Raw genomic sequence first — 25,188 nt, forward strand, 5'->3', positions numbered from 1 at the left:
CGGGCAGCTGCGCCCCGGACTGAACGCTGGCGGCGAGTAGGTGTCACCCGGACTGACCGTCGGCGGCGGGCAGTTGGGCCCGGACCGGCCCTGTGATCCGCGCGTCCCGGACGGCGGGCTAGAGCCACACTCCGTCCATCGCGGTGGCCGTCAGTCCCGGCGCCGCTCCGTACAGCACGGTCCGGGCTCCGGCGGGTACGCCCGCGCTGAGGGCGCGGTCGAGGACGTCGAATACGGCGGCGCCGCCACGGTTGCCGGTGACGATGCTGCTCCAGGAGTGGTCCAGCAGGTGGTCGGGCCAGGGCCCCGGGACGTCGGGCCAGGAGCTCGGGACGCTCTCCTGGATGAGTTCCAGGACGCGGGTGCCGCCCGGGTGGGCCACCAGCAGGTCCGGGTGCCAGTCCGGGTCGGTGTGACGGCCGCGCACCCACTCCCACATCGGCGGGAGCGTCGACTGCACCCACTTGGGCCCCGAGCGGTCCATCTCGTAGTGCACCCCGTCGGCGCGGGTGTGCAGCCGGTGGATGTCGGCGGTGCCGGGCACCGTGCGGTGCCACGCGGCGTCCAGCCGCAGGAACGCGCCCTGGTCCGGCCGGCCGCGGACGACGGCGGCGACCGCGGTGTCGGCGAACAGCAGCCGCATCAGCAGCGAGTCGATGCCGGTGTCGTCGGGCTGGTAGGTGGTGCTCAGCGCCTCCGCGATGACGATCAGCACCGTCGCGCCGGGGTCGGCGGCCAGCAGTTTCGAAGCGGCGGCCAGCGACCGGGTACCGGCGATGCAGGCCCACTGCGAGAACGGCAGCAGCAGCACGTCCTCGCGCAGCCCGAGCCGGTTGAACAAGGCGATGTCCAGGCCCGGCAGGGCGGGGGTGGTCGAGTTGCTGGTGACCACGTAATCCACCTGGTCAGGGGTGACTCCCGCGGTCTCCAGCGCCTGGCGGGCCGCCCGCTCCGCGCAGTCCTGGACCGTCCCCCACACCGACGCGGTGCGCTCCTCGACGGTCTGCGGCACCGGCGGGCCCGCCTCGGCCGGCGTGCCGGTCTCACCCGTCCCGCCCGCCGCTGAGGCCGCGGGCCCGGGGAAGCCGCTGCGGCTCGGCGCCGTGATCGCCTCCAGGGGCTGCATCCACCGCCGCTCCCCGATCCCGGTGTTCTTGGCCATCCCGTCCGCGCGCTTCAGCCAACTCGCCCCCGGGTGACGGCCGTTGACCTCGGCGAGGATCTCCTCGGTAGTGATGGTGTACGGCCCCGGCACCACGGCGGGAGGCCACATGTACCCGCTCATCCCGCACCCCCTTCCCGGCGCCCGGACGGCGCCGTATCACCGTATTGTCCCTCTCCCCGAAACGGAAGTCCGGATTCCACATTGACCGTTTCGACCTCTATGTCGAGGAATTCGCCGATCTGACCGGTCAACTCGACCGGATTCAGCGGCCCGTGCGGACCGGCCGTTTCCGTGGGTGCGGGGATATGTCTAGAACAAGGGGAGTTGGCCGGGAAAGTCGGGGATGGTGTAGCCGTCCAGGGTGCGTTGGGCGGCGGTGGGGGCGGCGGGGGATTTGGAGCCGGGGCAGGAGACGAGGGTGGCGGTGCGGGGGCCGGGGGGTGGGTCGTGGGGGGGGGGGGGGGGCCCCCCCCCCCCCCCCCCCCCCCCCCCCCCCACGACGGCGATCTCTCGGCCGCACTGGGGGCAGCGGCGGCGGGGGGATGACATGGGGACAGTCTGGTGGGCCGTGGCCCGGGGGCGCGGGAGGCGGCCCGGTCGACGTGTCGCGGATTAGCCCGCGAGGGCGGGGTCGGTGGCCGCGTCCTCCGGCGCGGCGGCGGGGGACGAACGGGGCGCGGTGGGCTCGGGGAGGGACCGGAACAGCAGCCAGCTCAGGGCGGGCATGACGATGAGCGGGGCGAGAGCGGTACGCAGCGAGGTGGCGTCGGCGACCGCGCCGATGACGGGGGTGGCGAGGCCGCCGATGCTGACGGTGAGCCCGAGCGTGATGCCGCTGGCGGTGCCGACACGGGTGGGGAGGTAGTCCTGGCCGAGGGTGACCTGGAGGGAGAAGGGGACGTAGAGGCCGATCGAGGTGAGGGCGACGAAGAGGTAGAGGGCCGGTCCCGGGACGAGGACGACGCCCGCGACGGACGGGATCGAGACCAGATACGACCAGCGGGTGACGGTGACGCGGTCGTAGCGGCCGGCCAGCGAGCCGCCGAGGACGGAGCCGATCGCGCCGCCGATGTAGAGGACGAACAGCGCGGCGGTGCCCGCCACTTCACTGCCGCCCATGCGCTGCTTGGCGTACAGCGAGATGAAGGTGCTCAGGCCGATGAAGACGATCGAGCGGAAGACCACGGCCACGGAGAGCTTCACGAAGGACGCCCTGTCGTCGCGCCCGGCGGCGACGGCGGCCGAGGTCCCGGTGGAGCGCCGCCGTTCCAGCTCGCGCAGCACCGGCAGGCACAGCACGCTGCCGACGAGCGCGGGCAGCACCAGCAGCGGGGTGAGGCGCAGGCCGCCCGTCGCGACGACGGCGGCGACCATGAGCGGGGCCAGCGCGAAGCCGATGTTGCCGCCCACCGAGAACCACCCCATCGCGCTGTGGCTGCCCCCGCTCGCGAGGCGGGCGACGCGCGCGGACTCCGGGTGGTACGCGGCCACGCCGACGCCGGAGACCGCGACGAAGACGAGCGTGAGCGCGTACGAGCCGCTGACGCCGCTGAGCGCGATGCCCGCACCGCCGAGGACGGTGCTCACCGGCAGCAGCCACGGCATCGCCCACCGGTCGGTGAGCAGGCCGAACAGCGGCTGGGCCACGGAGGACAGGACGGACGCGGCGAGCACGATGCCGGAGGCGGCGGCGTAGCTGTAGGCGCGTTCGGCGACGAAGTAGGGGACGAGGGCCGCGACGGCGCCCTGGTAGATGTCGACGCAGGCATGCCCGAAGGACAGCAGCGTGATCGAGGTGTTTTTCGGCACGTCACCCATGGTCTTCAGGCGGTGATATGTCGGGCTTCCGATAAACTGCCAACCAATGACGAAAATCCGCCATGAGCCGGTCGCGCCGACCCGTACCGAGCGGCTGGCCCCCGGCGCGGAGATCGACCCGCACCGGCACGACGACCACCAGATCGTCTACGCCGGACGCGGAGTGCTGGCCATCACCACGAGCGCGGGCTCCTGGGTCGCCCCCGCCACCCGCGCCATCTGGGTCCCCGCCGGTACGGTCCACGCCCACCAGGCCCACGGCGAACTCGAACTCCACCTGGTCGGCCTCCCGGAGAACGAGAACCCGCTCGGCCTCGACACCCCGACCGTCCTGGCCGTTGCCCCCCTGCTGCGCGAACTGCTCCTCGCCCACACCCGCACCCCCGACGACGGCAGCCCCGAACGGGCCCGCCTGCGCGCGGTGTTGCTCGACGAACTGCGCGCCTCACCGCAGCAGCCGCTCCACCTGCCCTGGCCGGCCGCGCCCCAACTCCGGTCCCTGTGCGCGATCCTGCGCGCCGACCCGGCCGACGACCGTACGCTGACCGCCCTCGGCCGCCAGGTCGGCGCCAGTGACCGTACGCTGTCCCGGCTCTTCAAGAGCGACCTCGGCATGACCTTCCCGCAGTGGCGCACCCAACTCCGCCTCCACCACGCCCTGGTGCTGCTCGCCGAGAACACACCGGTCACCGCCGTGGCCCACCGGTGCGGCTGGTCGTCCGCCAGCGCCTTCATCGACGTCTTCCGCCGCACCTTCGGCCATACGCCGGGCGCCCACCAGTCGCGGGACCAGGCCGGATAGTTCCTGCGCGGACGGTCAGGGACCGGCCGTCGCCAGGCGCAGCGTCTCCTCGACGGCCGCCGGAATGTCCTCGACGGGGAAGAGGACGTGCCGCACGGTGCGGTCGGGGGCGAGGACGAGGATGAGCCGTTTGAGGCGGAGCCGCCCGGCCCCGCGGAAGGTCGGCAGCCGCAGGGCGGCGGCCAGACGCTGCTGGGCGTCGGAGAGCAGCGGGTACGGGACGGCTTCGGCGGTGGCGAAGGCCGCCTGTTCGTAGGGGAGTTGGGTGCTGACGCCGTGGACGGCGACGTCGGCGCGGCGGAAGTCGGCGTAGGCGTCGCGGAAGAGCCGGTTCTCCAGTGTGCAGCCGGGCGCGCCGGGGATCGGGTCCTCGCCCCAGTCGACGCCGGTGCCGGGGTAGGTGAACAGGACGGTGGCGGCGGCGTCCGGCGCGACGACGGGGCGCTCGGCACCGTCGCTCGCGGGCAGTCGGAGATCCGCGGGCAGCCGCGCGCCCGTACCCGTACCCGTATCGGTACCGCCGCCCGCCAGGGCGTGTACGCGTGCGTGCTCCGCCCCGTCCGGCGGCGCGGTCGCCGTGGCCGACCCGTCGCCGAGGACCCAGCGGTCGCCCCAGTCCTGCATCGCCACCAGCAGCGGGAGCAGGGCGAGTCCCGAGTCGGTGAGCAGGTATTCGTAGCGGACCGGGCGGCGCTGGTAGAGGCTGCGCCGCAGGACGCCGCGGGCGACGAGCGCGCCGAGCCGTTCGGTGAGCACCTTGCGGGAGAGGCCGAGTTCGGAGGCCAGGGCGTCGAACCGCACGTGGCCGCGCGCGATTTCGCGCAGCACGAGCACGTTCCACCAGTCGGCCATCACCACGGCGGCCTGGGCGATCCCGCAGTCCTCGTCGGCGTTGTGCATCCTCATCCGCACAGAGTACATTCACTTTCTGAACTCACTTTGTTCTCGTTCGGAACTTAATCGTCGCCGTCCGTGTCGTCGCCGTCCGTGTCGTCGCCGTTCGCGTCGTCGTCGTCCGCGTCGTTGTCGTCCGCACCGCACGTGAGGAGCACCACCGCCATGGCCGCAAGGAACACCATCACCCGCGTCGTCGCCCGCGAGATCATCGACAGCCGGGGCCATCCGACCGTCGAGGTCGACGTCGAGCTGGCCGACGGTTCCACCGGCCGCGCGGCCGTACCCTCCGGAGCCTCGACCGGCGCCCGCGAGGCGGTGGAACTGCGCGACGAGGACCCTGCCCGCTTCCACGGCAAGGGAGTTCGGCGGGCCGTCGACGCCGTCAACGAGTCGATCGTGGACGTCGTCGTCGGCCTGGAGGCGGAGGACCAGGCCGCCGTGGACGCGGCGCTGATCGAGCTGGACGGCACGCCCGACAAGTCCCGGCTCGGCGCGAACGCGATCCTCGGCGTCTCCCTGGCCACCGCCAAGGCCGCCGCGCACGCGCACCGGCTGCCGCTCTACCGCTACGTCGGTGGCGTGGACGCCCGGCTGCTGCCGGTGCCGATGATGAACATCGTCAACGGCGGCGCGCACGCCGACAATCCGCTGGACTTCCAGGAGTTCATGATCGCGCCGATCGGCGCGGCCACCTTCGCCGAGGCCGTACGCATCGGCTCCGAGGTCTTCCACACCCTGCGCGGCGACCTGCTGGCCGCGGGGCACAGCACCGCGGTCGGCGACGAGGGCGGCTTCGCCCCCGACCTGCGGACCGCCGAAGAGGCGCTGGACTTCGTCGTACGCGCCGTCGAGCGCAGCGGGTACAAGGCCGGCACCGACATCACCGTCGTCATGGACCCCGCCGCGTCGGAGTTCTTCCGCGACGGGGTCTACGACTACACCGGCGAGGGCGTACGCCGCAGCGTCGAGCAACACGCCGAGTACCTGGCCCAGTTGGTGGCGAACTACCCCGTGGCGTCCATCGAGGACCCGATGGCCGAGGACGACCGCGACGGCTGGCGGCTGCTCATGGCGCGCCTCGGCGACCGCTGCCAGCTCACCGGCGACGACGTCTTCTGCACCAACGAGACGCTGCTGCGCGAGGGAATCCGCGACGGCGTCGCCAACTCCGTTCTGGTGAAGGTCAATCAGATCGGCACGCTCACCGAGACGTTGGCGACCGTCGGCACCGCGCACCGCGCGGGCTACACCGTCGTGATGTCGCACCGCTCCGGCGAGACCGAGGACACCACCATCGCCGACCTGGCCGTCGCGACCGGCTGCGGCCAGATCAAGACGGGTTCGCTGTCGCGCTCCGACCGCACCGCCAAGTACAACCAGCTCATCCGGATCGAGGAGGAGCTGGGGACGCAGGCGCGGTACGCGGGCCGCGAGGCGCTCGGGCTGCGGCGCTAGGGCGTGTCCGGGGGCGAGCGGGTCCAGGGAACGGTTTTCGTGGGGCGCCCGGCGAATGCGAGGCGAAAGGGCCGGATGCCGCCGCATGTGATAATCGTTAACGGTGTCTGGCCTCGCATGAGCGGACGCCTGATCTCCCCGCACCACCGGATTCCAGCGCGCCACTGGATCTCCACCGCACCACCGGATTCCAGCGCGCCACTGGAACTCCACCGCACCACCGGGACCGCCGCCGTGCCATCGACCCGCATCGACCCGCAGGGAAGGACGATCACCCAGTGGGAAACGACGAGCTTCCCCCGGGACAGCGCAAGGTCAGGGGCTGGCCCGTCTCGCACTACGGACCCGTGCCCAGATTCCGGGCGGACCGGTGGAGCCTGAAGGTGTTCGGCGCCACCGCCGCCGGCGGCGAACACACGTGGTCCCTTGAGGAGTTCAGCGCGCTGCCGCGCGCCACGGTCGCCGCCGACCTGCACTGCGCGTCCGGGACGACCTCGACCGGCCACGAGTGGTTCGGCGTCACCGCCCGCACCCTGCTGGACCTGGCGCCCCCGGCGCCGCACGCCACCCACGTCATGGCCTGGGCGGAGTACGGCTACAGCGCCAATCTCCGGCTCGCCGACTTCACCGCCGACGGCACCCTGCTGGCCACCCACCACAACGGTGACCAGCTCACCGCGGAACACGGCTTCCCCGTACGCCTGGTCGTACCGCATCTGTACAGCTGGAAGGGGCCCAAGTGGCTCCGTGCCATCGAGTACATGACGACGGACCGGCGCGGCTTCTGGGAGGAGCGCGGCCACCACAACCTCGCGGACCCCTGGAAGGAGCAGCGCTACACCCACCAGGAGGAGGACGGCGACGGCCCGGCGGTGTGACGACCGGCCTGTCGCGTCCCCCGAGCCCCGTGCGCGGAGGTCAGCGGCCCAACTCGGCGGCCCTGGCCGCGCGCAGGGCGAAGACGTGTTCGCGGCGGTCGGCCATCTGACGCAGCGCCTCGCGCCGGTCGCGCCGTGAGAGGCGGTCGAGGTAGAGGCGGCCGTCCAGGTGGTCGGTCTCGTGCTGGAGGCAGCGCCCGAACTGGCCGTTGCCCGCGATGACGACCGGCTCGCCGTACTGGTCGAAGCCGCGCGCCACGGCGTGGTCGGTGCGCGGCACGTCCACCGTCGCGCCCGGCACCGACAGACAGCCCTCGGCGTCGTCGACGAGCCGCCGGTCGGCAGGCGCGGGTTCGTCGAGCACGGGATTGACCAGGTGCCCGGTGTGGTGGACGCCGTCGTCGTCCCAGCAGTCGTACACGAACAGCCGCAGGCCGACGCCCACTTGATTGGCCGCCAGGCCCGCGCCGTCGGCGACGTGCATGGTGAGCACCATGTCCTCGATCAGCTCGGCCAGTTCCGTGGTCCCGAATTCGGTCACCTCGCGGCAGGGGCGGTGCAGGATGTCGTCGCCGGTGACGGTGATGGCGCGCACGACGGCGCGCTCGGACACGTCGAAGGGGCGGGAGACCAAGGGGCTCACTCTCCTCGGAGCGGTGGCGTCGGCCAGGAGCTTGCAAAGCTCTTTGCAAAGTAGCAGGCTTTGCAAAGTGACAGAAGAAGAAGCGGAGACCGGAACCTCGGCGGACAGCGGTCTGCCCGACCACGACGTACGCCGCGACCTGCTCGGCCTGCTCGCCGAGGTCGGTACGGTCACGGCCACACAGGCGGCCGGGCGGCTCGGCTACAGCTCCGGCCTGTGCTCGTTCCATCTGCGGCAACTCGCGCGCTACGGCTACATCGAGGAGGCCCCGCACAGCGGTGGCCGCGCCCGGCCGTGGCGGATCCGGCAGGCGGGGGAGCCGGCGAAGGGGGAGGGTCCCGCGACGGAATTCGGGGAGCTGGCCCGCGGGTTGGAGGACGAGAGCTACCGGCGCTGGCAGACCCAGCGCGACAGCGCTCCCGCCCCGTGGCGGCAGGACGAGGCGTTCAGCGCGGTCGCGTATCTGACCCCGGAGGAGATGGCCGCCGTGGCCGACGCGATCCGGCAGAGTCTCGCCCGCTACCGCGACCGGGAGCCGAATCCGGCGGCCCGCCCCGCCGCGGCCCGTCCGGTCGCGGTCGTCGCACGGCTCTTCCCGCTGCTGCCCGACGAGGGCTAGGGCCTGAGGTCGCAGGGTGTCGATGCGGGTGTACGGGGGCCGGCGCGGGAGAACCGGCGTCGGTCACAGGGCGTTGCGCGCGCCCCAGCGTCCGCGGCGCCTTCTTGTGCGGGCCGCCGAGGTGGCCCAGCAGCAGGAGCGCCGGCTGTTCTGAGCGGGAAAGCGGCGGCCGGAGCGGGCCATTGACCTCACCCATGGCGACGTCTCGTTCACGGACGCCTTTTGACGTCGTCCGCGCGGTGAACCGCACAGAAGACAGGCGGTGTTGCGCTCGGGAAGCGACCGGGCGATCCCGGCGCCTGCGGTGACGTCCACGCGGGCCGTCCACGCCGTGAGGAGGACAGGGAGCACCCCGTCAGAACCGGCCTTCACGGGTTCCACCTCCTCGCCTGGTGTGACGGTCCTGCGGACGCTACCAACGGCGCATCGCCCGCCCAACCGGTTTTACGGCCAAGCCCGCCCCGGCTCCGGCGCGTCGGTGCGGCCGGAACGGATGGACAGGCTCCCCGCTTGGACGCCCGCGTGGACGCCCGCGTGGAGATCGTCCGGGAGATCAGCCCGGAGACCGGTCAGGAACTCGGCGACGCCTTCGCCCGGCTGCTGCCGCGGCTGTCCGCGACGGCGCGCCCCCTCGACGCCGCGCCGATCGACCGGCTGGTGGCGTGCGACGCCCACACGCCGCTCGTCGCCCGGACGGTGGATCTGACGTCCCGCCCCGACCGCGCCGCCGCGAACCGGCTCTACGAGCGGCTGGGCTTCCGGGCCCGCGAGTCGACGGTCTACCGCTTCCCGATCGACGAGGGCCTGTCCGGCCGATCATGGGCTTCCGTCCGGAGGTGCCGGGCCGATCTCTACGAGTGCGGCCCGCGGTTCAGCAGTGACAGAGGAGGTCGAGGACGACGGCCTCTGCGTCGAGGTCGTTAAGGTAGCGGTTGGCCTGATCCCAGTAGTCGTCGTGGTCGGCGTTCATCCATGAGCCATCGAGGCTGATCAAGGCTGCGCCGGGCACGGCGCACCGTACCGACCACGACTTGGCGGCCTGGTGTTCCTGCGCGAAGTACGCGACTGGGTCGTTGAGCAGGAACGAGGTGTCGAAGTAGGGGTCTCCCTCGGCGGCCCGCTGGGCCACGTCCTGCACCAGCGGCTGGGCCAGGTGCTCTCGCTTGGCGTCGGCAAGGGAGTATCTGCCAGGCTCCGCCTTGTGGCGAGCGACGAAGTCGGTGAGCGGGTGGGCCGGTGGGTGCACGGCGGTCAGCTCACTCCAGACGCCGAACAGGGCGTCGTACTTGCTCGCCGCTCGGGTGCGCATGGCGTCGAAGTCGAGCAGACCCCGGGGTCCGCCGTAGCATTCCAGTGGCCCGAGGGCATCGAGTTCGGCCTTCCCGCGTGGCACGGTTGAGGCCGTGAGGAGTCGGGGGTCGCCGTCGTGCGTGGGCAATACGAGGTAGGCGTTGTTCGCGGTGGAGTGGATGGTCCACCAGTCCCAGTGGCCACCCGGATTCCAGCCCTCGGGGTGGAGGTTGAGGTCGTAGGGCGCCATGGCTGCGGCTATCGCCTGTGGAACCTTCCGTGGTGTGGTCGGCGGGAGGCACACCGTGGCGAAGAACTTGGTCATGCTCAGGAGCGTAAGCCAGGGAATTGTCGGCTCGTGTGACTGTCACCCCCTCGGATCGTTGTCTGGGCCATGGGGCGGGGCGATCTGACGGACACGGAGTGGGAACGGCTGCGGCCGTTCCTGCCGGTGGGAAATGGTCGGTGCGGGCGGTGGCGGGATCACCGGCAGGTGATCGACGGGATCTTGCATCGGGTGCGGACCGGCGTGCACTGGCGTGACCTGCCCGAACGCTTCGGCCCGTGGAAGACGATCTATGAGCGGCACCGGCTGTGGTCGGCGGACGGAACCTGGGAGCGGCTGCTCCAGCGGGTGCAGGCCGCGGCCGATGCCGCAGGTGAGCTCGACTGGGACATGGGTGTGGATTCCACGGTAGTGCGCGCACACCAGCATGCGGCGGGAGCCCGCATCACCCCGCCGCCCGCGCCGGGCGAGCCAAAAGGGGACGCGGGCGTGGAACACCAGCGCGAACCGCCGTGGCGAAGCCTTCACGCCCGCCTGGTGGAGGTGGTGAAGCAGGTGAGGGCCTGGGCCGCTCCCGGGGTGGCTTCACCACCAAGCTCCACCTGAGCGCCGAGGGTCGGTGCCGGCCGCTGTCCCTGGTCATCACGCCCGGGCAGCGGGCCGACTGCACCCAGTTGGAGCCGGTGCTCGACAAGATCCGAGTGCCGCGCACCGGGCCGGGCAGGCCCCGCAAGAAGCCCGACAGCCTCGCCGCGGACAAGGCTTACAGCAATGGGCCCTGCTGGGACAGCCTGCGCCGACGGAACATCCGGCACACCATCCCGGAGAAGACCGATAGCCAGGCCACTCGTCACCGCAAGGCGTCACGCGGCGGACGACCACCAGGCTTCGACAAGCAGCGCTACAAGAAACGCAACACCGTCGAGAGGGCCATCAACAAGCTGAAGCAGCCCCGGGCCGTGGCCACGCGCTACGACAAACGCGGCTATGTGTACCTCGGCACCGTCACCGTCGCGGCCCTCGTCATCTGGCTCCGCACATGATCGACCGGACAGCTCCGAGCCGGGCCCCGGGCTTTTCTGTCCCACGGCGAGCGGGCTCTACGGCGAGCGGTCCCCGCGGTGAGCGACACCGCACCGAGCGGTGCCACACCGCGCGGCCTCACGGCGGCGGTACGACCATGAGCAGGGTCCGCCGTTACATCGGGCTGCGGTCATTTGCCTAAAGGCTTTAGGTATGTGCATGATGGACTTAGGTAATGAGGAGGACGGCTGTGGTGCGCGTAGGGCTGACACGGGAGCGTTTGGTGCGGGCGGGGGCGGAGCTGGCCGACGAGGTCGGATTCGACGCGGTGACCGTCTCCGAGCTGGCCAGGCGGTTCGACGTGAAGGTCGCGAGCCTGTATTCGCACGTGCGGAATTCGCACGATCTCCAGACCGGGATCGCGCAGCTCGCACTGGCGGAAATGGCCGATCGCGGTGCCGCCGCCCTGGCGGGCCGGGCCGGGAAGGACGCGCTCGCCGGACTGGCGAACGTGTACCGCGACTACGCCCGGGAGCACCCCGGACGGTACGCGGCGGCCCAGTTCCGCCTCGATCCGCAGGCCGCCGCCGCGAGCGCGGGCGGGCGGCACGCGGAGATGACACGGGCGATCCTGCGCGGCTACGACCTCGACGAGCCGGACCAGACGCACGCGGTGCGGCTGCTCGGGAGCGTGTTCAACGGCTACGTCGGCCTGGAGATGGGCGGCGGGTTCAGCCACAGCGCGCCCGACACCCAGGACACCTGGGAACGCGTCATCGACGCCCTCGACGCCCTGTTGAAGAACTGGCCGGAAAAAGACGGAAGTTGAAAAGCAATGCCTACCGAGAACGACGCACGGACCGAACACGGCGACTGGACCACGACCCTGTTCACCACGCCCGAGGGCGCGGAACTGGTGCGCGGCGCACTGGAGTTGGAGCCCACCGGACACGGCGTACTACCGCACCGGCTGCCCGCGCGGGCCCGCGCCCAGTGCGCCGACGCCCAGCTCGCCATGGCCGAGTCCCAACCCTCCGGCGTACGGCTGGTGTTCCGCACCCGCGCCACCACCGTGGAGCTGGACACGCTGCCCACCAAGCGCGTGTACGCGGGCGCGCCGCCGCGCCCCGACGGCCTCTACGACCTGCTGGTCGACGGCCGCCCCGCGGGCCAGGGCAGCGTGGCCGGCGGCCACACCCTGACCGTCGACATGAGCACCGGAACCGCCGAGCACAAGCCCGGCGACCCCGGCACCCTCCGCTTCGCCGAACTGCCCGACGCGGACAAGGACATCGAGATCTGGCTGCCGCACAACGAGACGACCGAGATCGTCGCGCTGCGCACCGACGCGCCCGTCGGGCCGGTCCCCGACCGGGGCCGTAAGGTCTGGCTGCACCACGGCAGTTCGATCAGCCACGGCTCCGACGCGGCGAGCCCCACCACCACATGGCCCGCCCTCGCGGCCTCCCTCGGCGGTGTGGAACTGATCAATCTGGGCCTGGGCGGGAGCGCACTGCTCGACCCGTTCACGGCCCGCGCCCTGCGCGACACGCCCGCCGACCTGGTGAGCGTGAAGATCGGCATCAATATCGTCAACGCCGACCTGATGCGGCTGCGCGCCTTCGGCCCCGCGGTGCACGGCTTCCTCGACACCATCCGCGAGGGCCACCCGGACGCCCCGCTGCTGGTCGTCTCGCCGATCCTGAGCCCGATCCACGAGAACACCCCGGGCCCCGCCGCCTTCGACCTCGAAGCGCTCAGCACCGGAAAGCTGCGGTTCCGCGCCACCGGCGACCCGGCGGAGCTGGCGGCGGGCAAGCTGACCCTGACCGTCATCCGCGCGGAGCTGGAGCGGATCGTCGCCGAGCGCGCGGCCACCGACCCGCACCTGTACTACCTCGACGGCCGCGAACTCTACGGCGAGGCGGACTACGCCGAACTGCCGCTGCCCGACGAGCTGCACCCGGACGCCGCCACCCACCGGCGTATCGGCGAACGCTTCGCCGAGCGGGTCTTCGCGGAGAGCGGCGCCTTCGCCGCGAGCCGGTAGCAGTACCCCTGAACAGGGCGGATGTGCGTCCGGGACCCCTCCCGGCGCAGGTGGGGACAATGGGCGACGGCCGCCGCCCACCGCCCGACGAAGGGGACCGAGAGGAACCACCCGCCCCAGGCCGCACCGGACCCCGAGCCCTGGCACGTATCCGAACAGGACGGCGTGCCGAAGCCGCCGCCGGGGCCCCCGCCGGGTTATCTGCCGGGGCGGCGTCCGGGCCTCGTTGACGGGAACGGGGACGGCTGCGCGGGCCGGGCCGTCACCGGAGCCGTCAGGGGCGCGGGCGACGGCGGGCGCTCGCGCGACCCGCTGGCCGTCGCCCTCGCCAACGCCTCACTCCTCAGCGCCGGTTACCTGCTGCTCGGCCGCCGGGGCCCGGTCCTTCGGCAGCGGGTGATCGCGCTCGCCGTCCTCCTGCCGATGCTGCTGGTCGCGGGGCTGCTGCGGCTCGACGCCTCGCGGACCGAGGGCAAGGTGGCCGCCGCGCGCCGGAGCGGCGACTGCGCCCAGGCGTTGCGCGCCCAGGACGGTCTCTGGTTCGGCCCCCGCGTGGCCGACGCGCCGCTGACCGCGAGCGGCGACCGTACGGTACGGCCTGCCGCCGGCTCGGCGCGGCGCAGCACGAGCTGACCACCGGACTGAGCGGTGACACCCACGCGTTGACGGCGGGCTTCGACGGCCTGGCCGCCGTACTCGCGGATCTGCCGGGCCACGAGAAGATGGTCGACACCGTGCTGAACGGCTTCCTCGGCCGACTGCCCACCAAGGTGCCCTGCGACACCGTCACGGTCACCGACTGGCTCCGCCAACACAATTCCGTCCAGGGCGACTTGGACCGGGCGGCGGCCGTCGTCCCGAAGACCGCGCCCGCCGCGCTCGTCGGCTGCGGTGACGACCTCATGGAGGCCAAGGAGTGGGCGAAGGCCCGCGACCGCTACCAGCAGCAGCTCGACCAGTACCCCGGCGACCGGCTCGCCGCCGAGGCCCGCAGCGGCGTCGAGCAGGCCACCTTGACCATCGAGCTGGACAACGTCCGTACGCTGCTGGGCACTTCGCCCGACACCGAGCCCGACTACTGCTCGAAACCGCCGAAGTACAGCGCCGCCGCCCCCTACCGCAAGGGCACCCACCACGCGCTGTTCTACGGCGACGACGAGTTCACCCGCGAACTGCCCGGCTCCTGGTCGGCCGATGACGTCACCAAGGCGGTACTCGTGGTCTGCGTCGGCGACAAGGACTACGGCACGACGGTCACGACCTGCCCGTACGAGAACAAGCTGCTGCCCGACTTCCCCCGCGAGGTGAAATTCCGCAAGATCGCGATCCCGGTGAAGGTGTTCGAACTGCGCACCGGCAAGCTCGTGTCGAGCCGTACCGTGCAGATCGGCGGCGGGAGTTGCCCCGGCTCCCTGTCGTACACCACCTACGGCACCATCGACACCGGGCCGCCGTCCGAGGTGTACGTCACGCCGTCCACGTCCGACATCCGGTCCGCGTTCAGACCGCTGCGCTGTACGCGGACTGGTCGCGGAATCGCCCGCGAGTGCGTCGCGGCGCTGCCGATGGACACGGGCCGCGATCCCGACGATCCCGAGGTGGCCGCGCTCATCGGTGAACTCAGCCTCCGGGAAGTGGACTTCCGGATCTGGTGGGCGAGCCACCAGGTCCGCGGGTCCCGGCAGCCGGGCGGGCGGCGCGACGACGAACCGGCAGACCGGGCGTAGGCGTACCGGGGCTGGTCGACCGGTCCTGGTCAACCGGACTGGTCAACCGGGCCTAGACGTCGGCCAGTACGCGCTCCAGGGCCGCACGCCCGGCGACTCCCCAGGTGGGCTTTCCGCCGGGCAGGCCCTTCTCGGCCCCCTGGCCGACGCTGATGAGACCGAGCGTGGCCCGGACCGCGTAGCCGCGGGCGCGGCGGATCGTGGCCGGGTCCGTACGGCCGTAGGCGGCGAAGAAGCGGGGCGCCGCACCCGCGGGCAGGAGCAGCCAGGCGGCGGCGAGGTCGTTCGCCGCGTCGCCCGCGCACAGCTCGCCGAAGTCGATCACGCCCGCGAGGGTGCCGTCCGTGACGACGACGTTCGCGGGGTGGAGGTCGCCGTGCAGCCACGTCGGCGGGGCGGTGCTCTCGGGGGCGGCGACGGCGTCCGCCCAGACCCGCCGGGCGCCGTCGGCCAGGCGTGCGTCGAGGCCGCCTTCGGCGAGGGCGGCCACGCCCTGGTCGAACCCGTCGGCCAAGGACTTCAGCGGGACACCGCGGTCCGGGTTGGCCGGTGCGTCGACGGGTGCCTCCCGGTGCAGCGCCGTGAGGAACCCCACGAGCGCGTCGGCCGCGTGCTCGCCCCGGCCGATCGGCGTGAGGTCCGCCGGACTGCCCGGCACCCACCTCGTGACGGCCCACGGCCGCGGGAAGCGCGCGGACGGCTCACCGTCGCGTACCGGCGTCGGAACCGGCAGCGGCAGGCGCGGCGCCAGCAGCGGGAGCCACCGCCGCTCCTTCGCCAGCAGCGCCGGTGCGCGCGGCGTACGCGGCAGCCGTACGGCCAACTCCTCGCCCAACCGCCACAGTTGGTTGTCCCAACCGCCGTCCACCGGACGCAGTTCCAGCTCCGCCAGGTCCGGGTGCTGCTCCCGCACCAGCCACCGCACGACCTCCGCGTCGGCCGTCACGTGCCCGTGCCCGTCCACTTCCACCACGCGCCGTCCCGCCTCTCGCCGTGAGGTTCCCTCTGTGACCGTATCCCCACAGTCGCGCCGTCCGCGCCGCCCGCCCCCTCCGGCGGGTGGTGAGGCGCGGGACCCCGCGCCCCTGAAAAGGTCGGCTCGCCGTCCGGGCGAGAGACGGTGCCCGGTCAGGGGCGCGGGGAACTGCGCGGGTAACCCATCACCGGCCGGTGGTCCGGGGGCAACCGGTTTGCCCCGTTGGGGCGGGTGGTGAGGTGCGGGAGCGCTTCGGCTGAGCGCGCAGTTCCCCGCGCCCCTGAAGAGCAGGCCCTGCGCCAGTGCGGCGCGCCTTCCCCGTGCGCCCGGGGCCCGCGCCCCCACCGGCGGGTGGTCCGGGGACGGCCGAAGTGCCCCGCTGGGGCGGGTGGTGAGGCGCGGGACCCCGCGCCGCTGAAAGGATCGGCTCGCCGTCCGGGCGAGAGACGGTGCCCCGTCAGGGGCGCGGGGAACTGCGCGGGTAACCCACCACCGGCCGGTGGTCCGGGGACAACCGGATTGCCCCGCTGGGGCGGGTGGTGAGGTGCGGGAGCGCTTCGGCTGAGCGCGCAGTTCCCCGCGCCCCCTAAAGGCAGGCCCTGCGCCAGCGCGGCGCACCTTCCCCGCGCCCCTGAAGAGCAGGCCCTGCGCCAGCGCGGGGCGCCTTCCCCGTGCCCCTCAGGGGCCCAAGCCCTTGGGAGGGTCGCCCCCGGCGGGGGGCCTGGTAAAGGCCCGTCTTCCTCCGCCAAGCGCGAGCGTACGGCCTTGACGGATGGGACTGTGAGCGCTAACACTTAGCAGCATCACGGAACGGAGAGCCATGTCTCGCACCGCGGACCCGGCAGCGCCCCGCAGGGCCCCCACCATGGCGGATGTCGCCCAGGTGGCGGGCGTCTCGCATCAGACGGTGTCGCGGGTGCTGAGCGATCACCCGAATGTGCGGGACACCACGCGCGCGGAGGTGCTGCGGGCGATCGAGGCGCTGGGGTACCGGCGCAACTCGTCGGCGCGGGCGCTGGTGACGCGGCGGACGCTGACGCTGGGGGTGGTGGCGTGCAATCCGACGCTGTTCGGCCCGGCGAGCACGCTGTTCGGGCTGGAGGAAGCGGCGCGGGACGAGGGCTACATGGTCTCCGCGGTGACCCTGCGGCGGCACACCCCGAAGGCGCTCGCGGACGCGATCGACCACCTCAGCGACTGGGGGGTGGAGGGCATCGTCGTGATAGTGCCGGAGCGGGAGGCCGTCGCCGCACTGGCCGAGCTTAAGCTGCCGTTCCCCGTCGTCACGGTGGAGGGCGGGCACGGCCTGCCGATCCCCGGCGTCTCGGTGGACCAGGAGCTGGGCGCGCGGCTGGTCACGGGCCATCTGCTGGCCGGCGGCCACCGCACGGTCTGGCATGTCGCGGGCCCGCAGAACTGGCTGGAGGCCGAGGCCCGCGTGCAGGGCTGGCGCGCCACGCTGGAGGAGGCGGGCGTCGAGGTGCCGTCGCCGCTGGTGGGGGACTGGACGCCGCTGTCGGGCTACCGCGCGGGACAGGAGCTGGCGGGCCGGGTCTCGGCGGGCTCCGGGCGCCGCGGTTCACCCGAGGTGTCGGCCGTCTTCGTCGCCAACGACCAGATGGCGCTGGGGGTGTTGCGGGCCTTCCGCGAGGCCGGTCTCTCGGTGCCGGGCCAGGTCGCCATCGCGGGCTTCGACGACATCCCTGAAGCCGAGTTCTTCGCGCCGCCGCTGACCACCGTCCGGCAGGACTTCACCGCGGTCGGGCAGGCCAGCATCCGGCTGCTGGTCGACCAGTTGGAGTCCGGCACCACCCGCGGCGGCGAACGCGTCGTCATCGAACCGCGCCTGATCGTCCGCAGCAGCAGCAACCCGTCCTGAGGGCGGCGGTCCGTACGGGCGGCGCACGGCACCGCGGCACGGATCGCAGCACGCGTCACCACAGGTCCGGCCACCGGACCGGCACCGAGTCCGGCAGGAAGCCCGGCAGCACATCCCGCAGCACGTCCCGCAGGACAGAACAGGACCGCACCGCCGCAGAGTTCACACCGCAGGGCAATCGGTACGCGACCGGCTGCCGGAGCCCCCGGCGCATGGGGAGACACGCATGATGACCGATCCTCCCGCCGTCACCGTCGGCATCGATTTCGGCACGCTGTCCGGGCGCGCCCTGATCGTGGCGGTCGACGACGGCAAGGAACTGGGCAGCGCCGTCCACGAGTACACCCATGGGGTGGTGGACGGCGCGCTGCCGAACGGCCGTGAGCTGCCGCCCGATTGGGCGTTGCAGATTCCGCAGGACTGGCGGGACGTGCTGCGCTTCGCCGTGCCGCGCGCGCTGGAGGCCGCCGGGGTGCGGGCGGAGCAGGTCGTGGGGGTGGCGACGGACTTCACCGCCTGTACGGTGCTGCCCGCGACGGCGGACGGCACGCCGCTGTGCGAGCTGCCGGACATGGCCGAACGCCCGCACGCCTACCCGAAGTTGTGGCGGCACCACGCGGCCCAGCCGGAGGCGGAGCTGATCGTGCGCCGCGCCGGGGAGTCCGGGCAGCCGTGGCTCGGCCGCTACGGCGGGCGGATCTCCAGCGAGTGGCAGTACGCCAAGGCGTTGCAGGTGCTGCGCGAGGACCCGGAGGTCTACGCGGCGGCCGACCGGTGGATCGAGGCGGCCGACTGGATCGTCTGGCAGTTGACCGGGGCCGAGAACCGCAATCCGTGCACGGCCGGTTACAAGGGCATCCACCAGGACGGGGGGTATCCGGACGCCGCGTTCCTGGCCTCCCTGCACCCGGACTTCGCCGGCTTCACGGCGAAGCTGGACCACCCGCTGTCCCAACTGGGCACCGCCGCCGGGGGGTTGAGTGCTTCGGCCGCCGCGCTGACCGGGCTGCGCGCGGGCACGGTCGTGGCGGTCGGAAACGTCGACGCGCATGTCACCAGCGCCGCCGCGCGGGCCCTGGACCCCGGCCATCTGCTGGCGATCATGGGGACCTCGACCTGCCACATCATGAACTCCGACGTGCTCGCCGAAGTGCCGGGCATGTGCGGGGTGGTCCGCGACGGCGTGGTCCCCGGCCTGTGGGGCTACGAGGCGGGCCAGAGCGGGGTGGGGGACATCTTCGCCTGGGCGGTGCGGACCGCGACACCGCAGCCGTACGCGCTGGAGGCCCGGCAGCGCGGCATCAGCCCGCACGAGCTGCTGACGGAGAAGGCCGCCGCCCAACCGGTCGGCGGACACGGGCTGTTGGCGCTCGACTGGCACAGCGGCAACCGCTCCGTGCTGGTGGACCACCACCTGTCGGGGCTCCTGGTGGGGCTGACGCTGGACACCCTCCCCGAGGACATCTACCGGGCGCTGGTCGAGGCGACGGCCTTCGGCACGCGGACCATCGTGGAGGCGTTCGAGGGCGCGGGGGTGCCGGTCACCGACTTCACGGCGGCGGGCGGCCTGCTGAAGAACACCTTCCTCATGCAGACCTACAGCGATGTGCTGAACCGGCCGGTCAACGTGCTGTCCTCGGAGCAGGGCCCGGCGCTGGGCGCCGCGATCCACGCGGCCGTCGCGGCGGGGGCCCACCCCGACATCCGCACCGCCTCGGCCGCGATGGGCCGCCTGCGCCGCAACGCCTATCTGCCCGACCCCGCACGCGCCGCCGCCTACGACGACCTCTACGCCGAATACCGCGCCCTGCACGACCACTTCGGCCGGGGCGGCAGCGATGTCATGCACCGCCTGCGGGCGCTCCGAGGGCGGGCGCAGGCGGACACCCCGGCTCAGCCGTAGGGCGGCGTCTCGTGGCACCGCTCTTTGTTAGCGCTCACCCAGAATGTTAACGCTCACTCCCCGCCGAGGTCCCGTATGAGCAGTCACCCCTTTCCGCACCCTGCCGCAGAGGCCGTCGTACGCCTGCGACAGCAGGTCAGCGACCTGCATCAGGAGCTGGTCCGCTACCGGCTGGTCGTCTGGACGGCGGGCAATGTCTCGGCGCGCGTGCCGGGGCACGGCCTGTTCGTGATCAAGCCGAGCGGTGTGGACTACGACCGGCTGACACCGGACGCGATGATCGTGTGCGACCTCGAAGGGCGGGTGGTGGAAGGCGACTTGTCGCCGTCCTCGGACACCGCCGCGCACGCCTACGTCTACCGGCACCTGCCGGAGGTCGGCGGGGTGGTGCACACCCACTCGACGTACGCGTGCGCGTGGGCGGCGCGCGGCGAGCCGGTGCCGTGCGTACTGACCGCGATGGCCGACGAGTTCGGGGCCGAGATCCCGGTCGGGCCGTTCGCGCTGATCGGTGACGACTCGATCGGCAGGGGCATCGTGGAGACGCTGGCCGGGCACCGCTCGCCGGCGGTGCTGATGAAGAGCCACGGGGTGTTCACCATCGGCAAGGACGCCCGCGCGGCCGTGAAAGCAGCGGTGATGTGCGAGGACGTGGCCCGTACCGTGCACATTTCCCGGCAGTTGGGCGATCCGCTGCCCCTCACCCGCGCCGACATCGACCGGCTCCACGACCGCTACCAGAACGTCTACGGGCAGCAGGCGGCGGCCGATCGCGCCGATGCCGCCGATAGCGCCGATTCCGGCGGCCCCGCCGGGCCGCCCCCCGCCGGCCAGGAGCCGCAGGCCGTCGTGCGCGACGGTCCGGCCGCCCCCGTTGACACCGCCGATCCCGCGGATACCGCCGCCCCCGCCGACCGAGGAGCCCTGGCATGACACCGTCCGACGAGCGCGAGGTCTGGTTCCTCACCGGCAGCCAGGGCCTGTACGGCGAGCAGACGCTGCGGCAGGTCGCCGAGCAGTCGCGCGCCATCTCCGACCGGCTCGCCGCCACCCCCGGCGGCCCGGTGCGGATCGTGTGGAAGCCGGTGCTCACCGACGCCTCCGGCATCACCGGCACGGTCGTCGACGCCAACTCCAGCCGGGCGTGCGTGGGTCTGATCGCGTGGATGCACACCTTCTCGCCCGCGAAGATGTGGATAGCGGGCCTCGACCTGCTGCGCAAGCCGCTGCTGCATCTGCACACCCAGGCCAATGTCGAACTGCCGTGGTCCACCATCGACATGGACTTCATGAACCTCAATCAGGCCGCCCACGGCGACCGCGAGTTCGGCTATCTCCAGGCCCGGCTCGGCATCGCCCGCAAGACGGTCGCGGGCCATGTCTCCGATCCCGCCGTCGTGGCCCGCGTCCACACCTGGATGCGCGCCGCCCTCGGACACGACGCGCTGCGCCGTCTGAAGGTGGCCCGCTTCGGCGACAACATGCGCGACGTCGCCGTCACCGAGGGCGACAAGGTGGAGGCGCAGTTGCGGTTCGGCGTCTCGGTGAACACCTACGGCGTCAACGACCTGGTGGCAGTCGTGGACGAGGTGGACGACGCGGCCGTCTCGGAGGTGGTCAAGGAGTACGCGAGCGCCTACCGGCTGGCGGGCGAGCTGGCGGCGGGCGGCGAGCGCCACGACGCGCTGCGGTACGCGGCCCGGATCGAACTGGGTCTGCGCGCCTTCCTCACCGAGGGCGGCTTCTCCGCCTTCACGACCAACTTCGAGGATCTGGGCGGCCTTCGGCAACTTCCGGGCCTCGCGGTGCAGCGGCTGATGGGCGACGGGTACGGCTTCGGCGGCGAGGGCGACTGGAAGACGTCGATGCTGCTGCGCACCGTGAAGGTCATGGGGGCCGGTCTGCCGGGCGGCACCTCCTTCATGGAGGACTACACCTACGACCTGACGCCGGGCGGTGAAGTGATCCTGGGCGCGCACATGTTGGAGGTCTGCCCGACGATCGCGGCGCACCGGCCCTCGTGCGAGATCCACCCGCTGGGGATCGGCGGCCGGGAGGACCCGGTACGGCTCGTCTTCGACGCCCGGCCGGGGCCCGCGGTCGTCGTGGGACTGGCCGACATGGGCGACCGCTTCCGGCTGGTCGCCAACGAGATCGAGGTCGTCGCGCCCGCGGAACCGCTGCCCCGACTGCCCGTGGCCCGCGCGGTGTGGCGGCCCGCGCCCGATCTGCGGACCTCCACCGAAGCCTGGCTGACCGCGGGCGGCCCGCACCACACCGTGCTCTCCAGCGCCGTCGGCGCCGAGGAACTGGCCGACCTGGCCGACATGCTCCGCACCGAACTCCTCCTCATCGACCACGGCACCCAACTGCGCCGCTTCACCCAGGAGATCCGTTGGAATCAGGCGTATTACCGCCTGGCGGGCGGCCTCTGACTGACCGTCGGAGCTGCCCTCGCCCCCGCACCCGCCCCGCGCCGTACGGCCGACCGCGTCCGCGGGTGCGGCCCTGTCCGCGCGCCCCGCCGCGGGGGGAGCCGTACCGCGACGGCCACCGCGCCGGAGGCGGGTTTTTCTCTGTGCAACGTCTTGACGACCGATCAGTGAGCGCTAACACTCATAGGCGACAGCTGACGGCGCGCCTGGCGATCGGGTCAGTGGGTCCGGCCTGTTCAGCGGCGCGCTCAGCGGCCGGAACACCCGTTGGTGCCGTAAGAGATCGGCGAGTTACCGCGAGGAGAGAGCAGATGTCCCGCTCTGCGTGATTCTGTTCCTCACTATTTGTTAGCGCTCACAAAACTGGCTGAGAGGCCACTGCCCGAACAGGATGCAGCCATGCGCGACGCCCGAAAGGCCCTTGCCCGCCACGGACGATGGGGAGCCGCAGCGGTGACGCTGGCAGTGGCCCTGTCCGCGACGGCGTGCAGTAAGAGCGGTGCCGGTGACTCGTCCGCGGCCGACGCGGCGAGCGGCGGGAGCCCTGCGGCGGTGACGATCAAGGGCGACATCGCGTTCAACGACGCGAATCTCGCGAAGCTGGACGCGGCGCTGAAGGCCGCGCTGGCCGGGAAGGACCTGTCGAAGCTGCACGAGGCCATGGTGGTCAACGTGGCGGTCGACTACTGGAACGCGGGCAAGTCCGGCTTCACCAAGAGCCTGGCCGACCTCGGTGTGAAGGGCGTCTACCAGGCGCCCGCCAACGGCCGTCTGGACCAGCAGCTCTCCCTCATCCAGACCCTGCGCGGCCAGGGCATCACGGGCTTGAGCGTGTCGGCGATCGACCCGACGGCGATCAAGGCGCCGATCGCGTCCGCGAAGAGCGCCGGCATACCGGTGCTGGCGATCGACTCCCCGCTGCCGCCGGAGGACGGCGCGGACCTGTATTTGGGCACGCCCAACTACCAGGCGGGCCAGAAGGCCGGTGAGGCCATGAAGCAGGCGCTCGGCGGCAAGGGCCAGGTCGTCGTCCTCGTCGGCTCGCTGACCACGTCGAACGCGGTGGAGCGGATCCAGGGCTTCGAGGACGCGCTCAAGGGCACCGGCATCAAGGTCGCGCAGAAGCTCAGCGACGGCATGGACGCGGCGAAGGCGCTCACCAACGCGCAGACCGCGATCCAGACCAACCCGAACATCAACGGCCTGTACGGCGTCTACTCCTATGACGGACCGTCAGCCGGGCAGGCGGTGCAGGCCGCGGGGAAGTCCGGCCGGGTGAAGATCATCTCGGACGACAGCGACCCGCAGACGCTGAAGTTCATCAAGTCCGGTGTCATCCAGGCCACCGTCCTCCAACAGCCCTACCAGCAGGGCTACACCGGCGCCTATCTGCTGGCCGCGTTCAAGGTGCTCGGCAAGGACGCCACCCTCCGGATCGTCAAGCCGTATCTGGAGTCGGACGGCACCACGCTCAGTTCGGGCGTCGGCCTGGTCACCCAGGCCAACCTGGCCGCGTACCAGACCAAGCTGACCGACCTGGGCATCGGCTGATGGCTTCGGGTCCGGCCCCGTACGAGGCTCCGCGGTCCCCGGCCCCGGCTCAGACCCCGGCCGCCGCCCCGGCCGCCGCCCCGGCCTCCGCCCCGGACGGGGCCCCGGCACCCGAGGTCGCCGTCCGGCTGCGGTCGGTGAGCAAGTCGTACGGGCCGGTGAAGGTGCTCGACATCCCGAGCCTGGACCTGGCCCGTGGACAGATCGTCGCGGTGGTGGGGGAGAATGGCGCGGGCAAGTCCACCTTGATGGGCGTGCTGTCCGGCACCGTCACGCCCACCACCGGCAGCATCGAGATCGCCGGTACGCCGCTCCACGCCGGACGGCCCGACCACTCCAAGGAGTTGGGCGTCGCCCTGGTGGCCCAGGAGTTCCCGCTCGTCGGGCAGTTGAGCGTGGCGGAGAACCTGCTGCTGGGCCGCCGTCCCGCGCGGGCGGCGTCCCGCACCCTGGGCCGGGTCGTCTACGACCGCGCCGGTACGAGGGCGGAGGCGCGCGCGCTGCTCGCCGAAGTCGGCGTCAGCGGGGTGGACGTGGACCGGCCGGTGGAGCGGTTCCCGGTCCCCGTACGGCAGATGATCGAGATCGCCAAGGCGTGGGGCCACCATCCGCTGGTGCTGATCCTGGACGAACCCACCTCCTCGCTCGGCCCGGTCGAGGCCGAGCGCGTCCTCGGCCTGGCCCGTACGCACGCGGCGGCCGGCGGGGCGGTGCTGTTCATCGGCCACCGCCTGGACGAGGTCCAGGCCGTCGCGGACCGGGTGATCGTGCTGCGCAGCGGCCGGATGGTGGCCGATCTGGCCCCGGCGGAGGCGAGCGAGGAGCGGATGATCCGGGAGATGGTCGGCAGTGAGCTGGCCCGCGCCGACCTGGCCCCGCCGTCCTCCGTCGAGCGCACGACGACCCTGTCGGTACGCGGGCTGACCGCGGACGGCCTCGGGCCCGTCGACCTCGACGTGAGGGCGGGGGAGATCGTCGGCGTGGCCGGGCTCATGGGCTCGGGGCGCAGCCGCCTGCTGCACACGCTGATGGGCGCGCAGCCGCGTACCGGTGGCACGGTCGTCTTCGACGGCGCCGACTTCCGCCCGCGCCACCCCGCCGACGCGGTGGAGGCGGGGATCGGACTGGTGCCCGAGGACCGCAAGGTCCAGTCGCTGCTCCCGGCGCACTCGGTGCGCTGGAACGTCACGCTGGCCACGCTGCGCCGGATCAGCGCACGTGGAGTCCTGCGGCCGAGGGCGGACAAGGCGCACGCGGCCAGGATCGTCCAGGACCTCGGGGTGCGGCTGCGCAGCCAGGAACAGCTCATCTCGGACCTGTCGGGCGGCAATCAGCAGAAGGTGGTGTTCGGGCGCTGGCTGGCGACCGAGCCCCGGCTGCTGCTCCTGGACGAGCCGACCCGCGGCGTGGACGTCGGGGCCAAGGCGGAGATCTACAGCCTCATCGACACCGCGGCGCAGGACGGCCTCGCGGTGCTGGTGGCCTCCTCTGAGCTGGAGGAACTGCTGTGGATCTGCCATCGGATCGTGGTGATGGCGCACGGCCGGGTGGTCGCCGACCTCCCCCGCGACCGGTTCGGCAAGGAAGCGATCATGACCGCCGCGGCCGGTACGCGGAACGGCGCGCCCGGTACGCGCGAGAGGGACGGGGCGCGGGACGGAACCGGGGAACAGGCCGGGCAACAGGCCGGGCAACAGGCCGGGGCGCTCGGGCCGCGGACCGGCGCCGGCGCCGGCGCCGGCGCCGACCGTCAGGGCAAGGCACGCGCATGAACGACAACAGGCCCCTGCC

The 25,188-nt window shown here is 72.4% G+C and carries 21 protein-coding genes and 1 pseudogene; 16 read left to right on the top strand and 6 right to left on the bottom strand.

Features of this window, described 5'->3' with window-relative positions:
• Positions 1 to 118 precede the first annotated feature (118 nt).
• Together ACZ4EF_RS05520 and ACZ4EF_RS05525 are read right to left on the bottom strand one after the other, a co-directional pair.
• Complete coding sequence (locus ACZ4EF_RS05520; protein ID WP_467502889.1) at positions 119 to 1,285, bottom strand: beta-ketoacyl-[acyl-carrier-protein] synthase family protein; 1,167 nt, start codon at positions 1,283 to 1,285, stop codon at positions 119 to 121.
• A gap of 492 nt (positions 1,286 to 1,777) precedes the next feature.
• Positions 1,778 to 2,983 (bottom strand): MFS transporter, encoded by a 1,206-nt coding sequence (locus ACZ4EF_RS05525; RefSeq protein WP_467502891.1) that lies wholly within the window; start codon positions 2,981 to 2,983, stop codon positions 1,778 to 1,780.
• 46 nt (positions 2,984 to 3,029) lie between these two features.
• On the opposite strand from ACZ4EF_RS05525, the gene ACZ4EF_RS05530 reads away from it, so the two are divergent.
• Positions 3,030 to 3,785: an AraC family transcriptional regulator gene (locus tag ACZ4EF_RS05530; RefSeq protein ID WP_355334659.1), complete on the top strand. Its 756-nt coding sequence runs from the start codon at positions 3,030 to 3,032 to the stop codon at positions 3,783 to 3,785.
• A 15-nt stretch (positions 3,786 to 3,800) separates the two neighbouring features.
• Here the strand turns inward: ACZ4EF_RS05530 and ACZ4EF_RS05535 are convergent, their stop codons facing one another.
• Positions 3,801 to 4,691: a winged helix-turn-helix transcriptional regulator gene (locus ACZ4EF_RS05535; protein WP_401853139.1), complete on the bottom strand. Its 891-nt coding sequence runs from the start codon at positions 4,689 to 4,691 to the stop codon at positions 3,801 to 3,803.
• A gap of 153 nt (positions 4,692 to 4,844) precedes the next feature.
• Here ACZ4EF_RS05535 and eno point away from each other — a divergent pair, with 153 nt between their 5' ends.
• Positions 4,845 to 6,137, top strand: a complete 1,293-nt coding sequence (gene eno, locus ACZ4EF_RS05540) for a phosphopyruvate hydratase (protein ID WP_402712219.1) — start codon at positions 4,845 to 4,847, stop codon at positions 6,135 to 6,137.
• 278 nt (positions 6,138 to 6,415) lie between these two features.
• On the top strand, positions 6,416 to 7,015 hold the full coding sequence (locus ACZ4EF_RS05545) for a molybdopterin-dependent oxidoreductase (protein ID WP_355334647.1): 600 nt from the start codon (positions 6,416 to 6,418) through the stop codon (positions 7,013 to 7,015).
• Between the two features lie 40 nt (positions 7,016 to 7,055).
• Here the strand turns inward: ACZ4EF_RS05545 and def are convergent, their stop codons facing one another.
• Positions 7,056 to 7,649, bottom strand: coding sequence for a peptide deformylase (gene def, locus ACZ4EF_RS05550; RefSeq protein WP_355334644.1), 594 nt, complete (start codon positions 7,647 to 7,649; stop codon positions 7,056 to 7,058).
• 76 nt (positions 7,650 to 7,725) lie between these two features.
• Between def and ACZ4EF_RS05555 the strand changes: the two genes are divergently transcribed.
• Positions 7,726 to 8,277 (top strand): winged helix-turn-helix domain-containing protein, encoded by a 552-nt coding sequence (locus ACZ4EF_RS05555; protein WP_467502895.1) that lies wholly within the window; start codon positions 7,726 to 7,728, stop codon positions 8,275 to 8,277.
• Between the two features lie 522 nt (positions 8,278 to 8,799).
• Positions 8,800 to 9,072, top strand: a pseudogene (locus tag ACZ4EF_RS05560) (GNAT family N-acetyltransferase); the annotation flags it as partial.
• A 76-nt stretch (positions 9,073 to 9,148) separates the two neighbouring features.
• On the opposite strand, the gene ACZ4EF_RS05565 reads toward ACZ4EF_RS05560, so the two are convergent.
• The gene (locus tag ACZ4EF_RS05565; RefSeq protein WP_467502897.1) at positions 9,149 to 9,892 is read right to left on the bottom strand and encodes a hypothetical protein; all 744 of its coding nucleotides are present in this window, start codon (positions 9,890 to 9,892) and stop codon (positions 9,149 to 9,151) included.
• Positions 9,893 to 9,961: 69 nt separating this feature from the next.
• Between ACZ4EF_RS05565 and ACZ4EF_RS05570 the strand changes: the two genes are divergently transcribed.
• From ACZ4EF_RS05570 to ACZ4EF_RS05590, 5 genes are all read left to right on the top strand, one after another.
• Positions 9,962 to 10,896, top strand: a protein-coding gene (locus tag ACZ4EF_RS05570) for an IS5 family transposase (RefSeq protein WP_467502899.1) whose coding sequence is annotated in 2 segments (ribosomal slippage) — positions 9,962 to 10,339 and positions 10,342 to 10,896 — 933 coding nt in all. Because the reading frame shifts where the segments join, the coding sequence is not laid out codon by codon here.
• 230 nt (positions 10,897 to 11,126) lie between these two features.
• Positions 11,127 to 11,705, top strand: a complete 579-nt coding sequence (locus tag ACZ4EF_RS05575; protein WP_355334633.1) for a TetR/AcrR family transcriptional regulator — start codon at positions 11,127 to 11,129, stop codon at positions 11,703 to 11,705.
• A 6-nt stretch (positions 11,706 to 11,711) separates the two neighbouring features.
• On the top strand, positions 11,712 to 12,926 hold the full coding sequence (locus ACZ4EF_RS05580) for a GDSL-type esterase/lipase family protein (protein ID WP_467344392.1): 1,215 nt from the start codon (positions 11,712 to 11,714) through the stop codon (positions 12,924 to 12,926).
• 165 nt (positions 12,927 to 13,091) lie between these two features.
• Positions 13,092 to 13,559 carry a hypothetical protein gene (locus ACZ4EF_RS05585; protein WP_467502901.1) on the top strand — a complete coding sequence of 156 codons (468 nt, stop codon included), beginning with the start codon at positions 13,092 to 13,094 and terminating at the stop codon, positions 13,557 to 13,559.
• Positions 13,560 to 13,588: 29 nt separating this feature from the next.
• Positions 13,589 to 14,653 (top strand): MmyB family transcriptional regulator, encoded by a 1,065-nt coding sequence (locus tag ACZ4EF_RS05590; RefSeq protein ID WP_467502903.1) that lies wholly within the window; start codon positions 13,589 to 13,591, stop codon positions 14,651 to 14,653.
• Between the two features lie 52 nt (positions 14,654 to 14,705).
• Here the strand turns inward: ACZ4EF_RS05590 and ACZ4EF_RS05595 are convergent, their stop codons facing one another.
• Positions 14,706 to 15,626 (bottom strand): phosphotransferase, encoded by a 921-nt coding sequence (locus tag ACZ4EF_RS05595; RefSeq protein ID WP_467502905.1) that lies wholly within the window; start codon positions 15,624 to 15,626, stop codon positions 14,706 to 14,708.
• 823 nt (positions 15,627 to 16,449) lie between these two features.
• On the opposite strand from ACZ4EF_RS05595, the gene ACZ4EF_RS05600 reads away from it, so the two are divergent.
• From ACZ4EF_RS05600 to ACZ4EF_RS05625, 6 genes are all read left to right on the top strand, one after another.
• Entirely contained in the window at positions 16,450 to 17,508 is a 1,059-nt protein-coding gene (locus ACZ4EF_RS05600; protein ID WP_391043637.1) for a LacI family DNA-binding transcriptional regulator, read from the top strand.
• A gap of 226 nt (positions 17,509 to 17,734) precedes the next feature.
• The gene (gene araB, locus ACZ4EF_RS05605) at positions 17,735 to 19,411 is read left to right on the top strand and encodes a ribulokinase (protein WP_467502907.1); all 1,677 of its coding nucleotides are present in this window, start codon (positions 17,735 to 17,737) and stop codon (positions 19,409 to 19,411) included.
• Between the two features lie 75 nt (positions 19,412 to 19,486).
• Positions 19,487 to 20,344, top strand: coding sequence for an L-ribulose-5-phosphate 4-epimerase (locus ACZ4EF_RS05610; RefSeq protein WP_467502909.1), 858 nt, complete (start codon positions 19,487 to 19,489; stop codon positions 20,342 to 20,344).
• Positions 20,341 to 21,846, top strand: a complete 1,506-nt coding sequence (araA, locus tag ACZ4EF_RS05615) for an L-arabinose isomerase (protein ID WP_467502911.1) — start codon at positions 20,341 to 20,343, stop codon at positions 21,844 to 21,846. The genes ACZ4EF_RS05610 and araA overlap by 4 nt, the downstream gene beginning before the upstream one ends.
• 453 nt (positions 21,847 to 22,299) lie before the next feature.
• On the top strand, positions 22,300 to 23,397 hold the full coding sequence (locus ACZ4EF_RS05620; protein WP_467502913.1) for a substrate-binding domain-containing protein: 1,098 nt from the start codon (positions 22,300 to 22,302) through the stop codon (positions 23,395 to 23,397).
• Positions 23,397 to 25,169, top strand: a complete 1,773-nt coding sequence (locus ACZ4EF_RS05625; protein WP_467502915.1) for a sugar ABC transporter ATP-binding protein — start codon at positions 23,397 to 23,399, stop codon at positions 25,167 to 25,169. The genes ACZ4EF_RS05620 and ACZ4EF_RS05625 overlap by 1 nt, the downstream gene beginning before the upstream one ends.
• Positions 25,170 to 25,188 lie beyond the last annotated feature (19 nt).

The sequence above is a fragment of the Streptomyces sp. NPDC025721 genome (assembly GCF_055558595.1).

Excerpts from the sequence above, each read along its gene's own strand:
- ACZ4EF_RS05580 (WP_467344392.1), top strand. The coding sequence starts at position 11,712 with ATGCCTACCGAGAACGACGCACGGACCGAACACGGCGACTGGACCACG.
- ACZ4EF_RS05610 (WP_467502909.1), top strand. The coding sequence starts at position 19,487 with ATGAGCAGTCACCCCTTTCCGCACCCTGCCGCAGAGGCCGTCGTACGC.
- ACZ4EF_RS05600 (WP_391043637.1), top strand. The coding sequence starts at position 16,450 with ATGTCTCGCACCGCGGACCCGGCAGCGCCCCGCAGGGCCCCCACCATG.
- ACZ4EF_RS05525 (WP_467502891.1), bottom strand. The coding sequence starts at position 2,983 with ATGGGTGACGTGCCGAAAAACACCTCGATCACGCTGCTGTCCTTCGGG.
- ACZ4EF_RS05535 (WP_401853139.1), bottom strand. The coding sequence starts at position 4,691 with ATGAGGATGCACAACGCCGACGAGGACTGCGGGATCGCCCAGGCCGCC.
- ACZ4EF_RS05530 (WP_355334659.1), top strand. The coding sequence starts at position 3,030 with ATGACGAAAATCCGCCATGAGCCGGTCGCGCCGACCCGTACCGAGCGG.
- ACZ4EF_RS05565 (WP_467502897.1), bottom strand. The coding sequence starts at position 9,892 with ATGACCAAGTTCTTCGCCACGGTGTGCCTCCCGCCGACCACACCACGG.
- eno (WP_402712219.1), top strand. The coding sequence starts at position 4,845 with ATGGCCGCAAGGAACACCATCACCCGCGTCGTCGCCCGCGAGATCATC.
- ACZ4EF_RS05520 (WP_467502889.1), bottom strand. The coding sequence starts at position 1,285 with ATGAGCGGGTACATGTGGCCTCCCGCCGTGGTGCCGGGGCCGTACACC.
- ACZ4EF_RS05625 (WP_467502915.1), top strand. The coding sequence starts at position 23,397 with ATGGCTTCGGGTCCGGCCCCGTACGAGGCTCCGCGGTCCCCGGCCCCG.
- araA (WP_467502911.1), top strand. The coding sequence starts at position 20,341 with ATGACACCGTCCGACGAGCGCGAGGTCTGGTTCCTCACCGGCAGCCAG.
- araB (WP_467502907.1), top strand. The coding sequence starts at position 17,735 with ATGATGACCGATCCTCCCGCCGTCACCGTCGGCATCGATTTCGGCACG.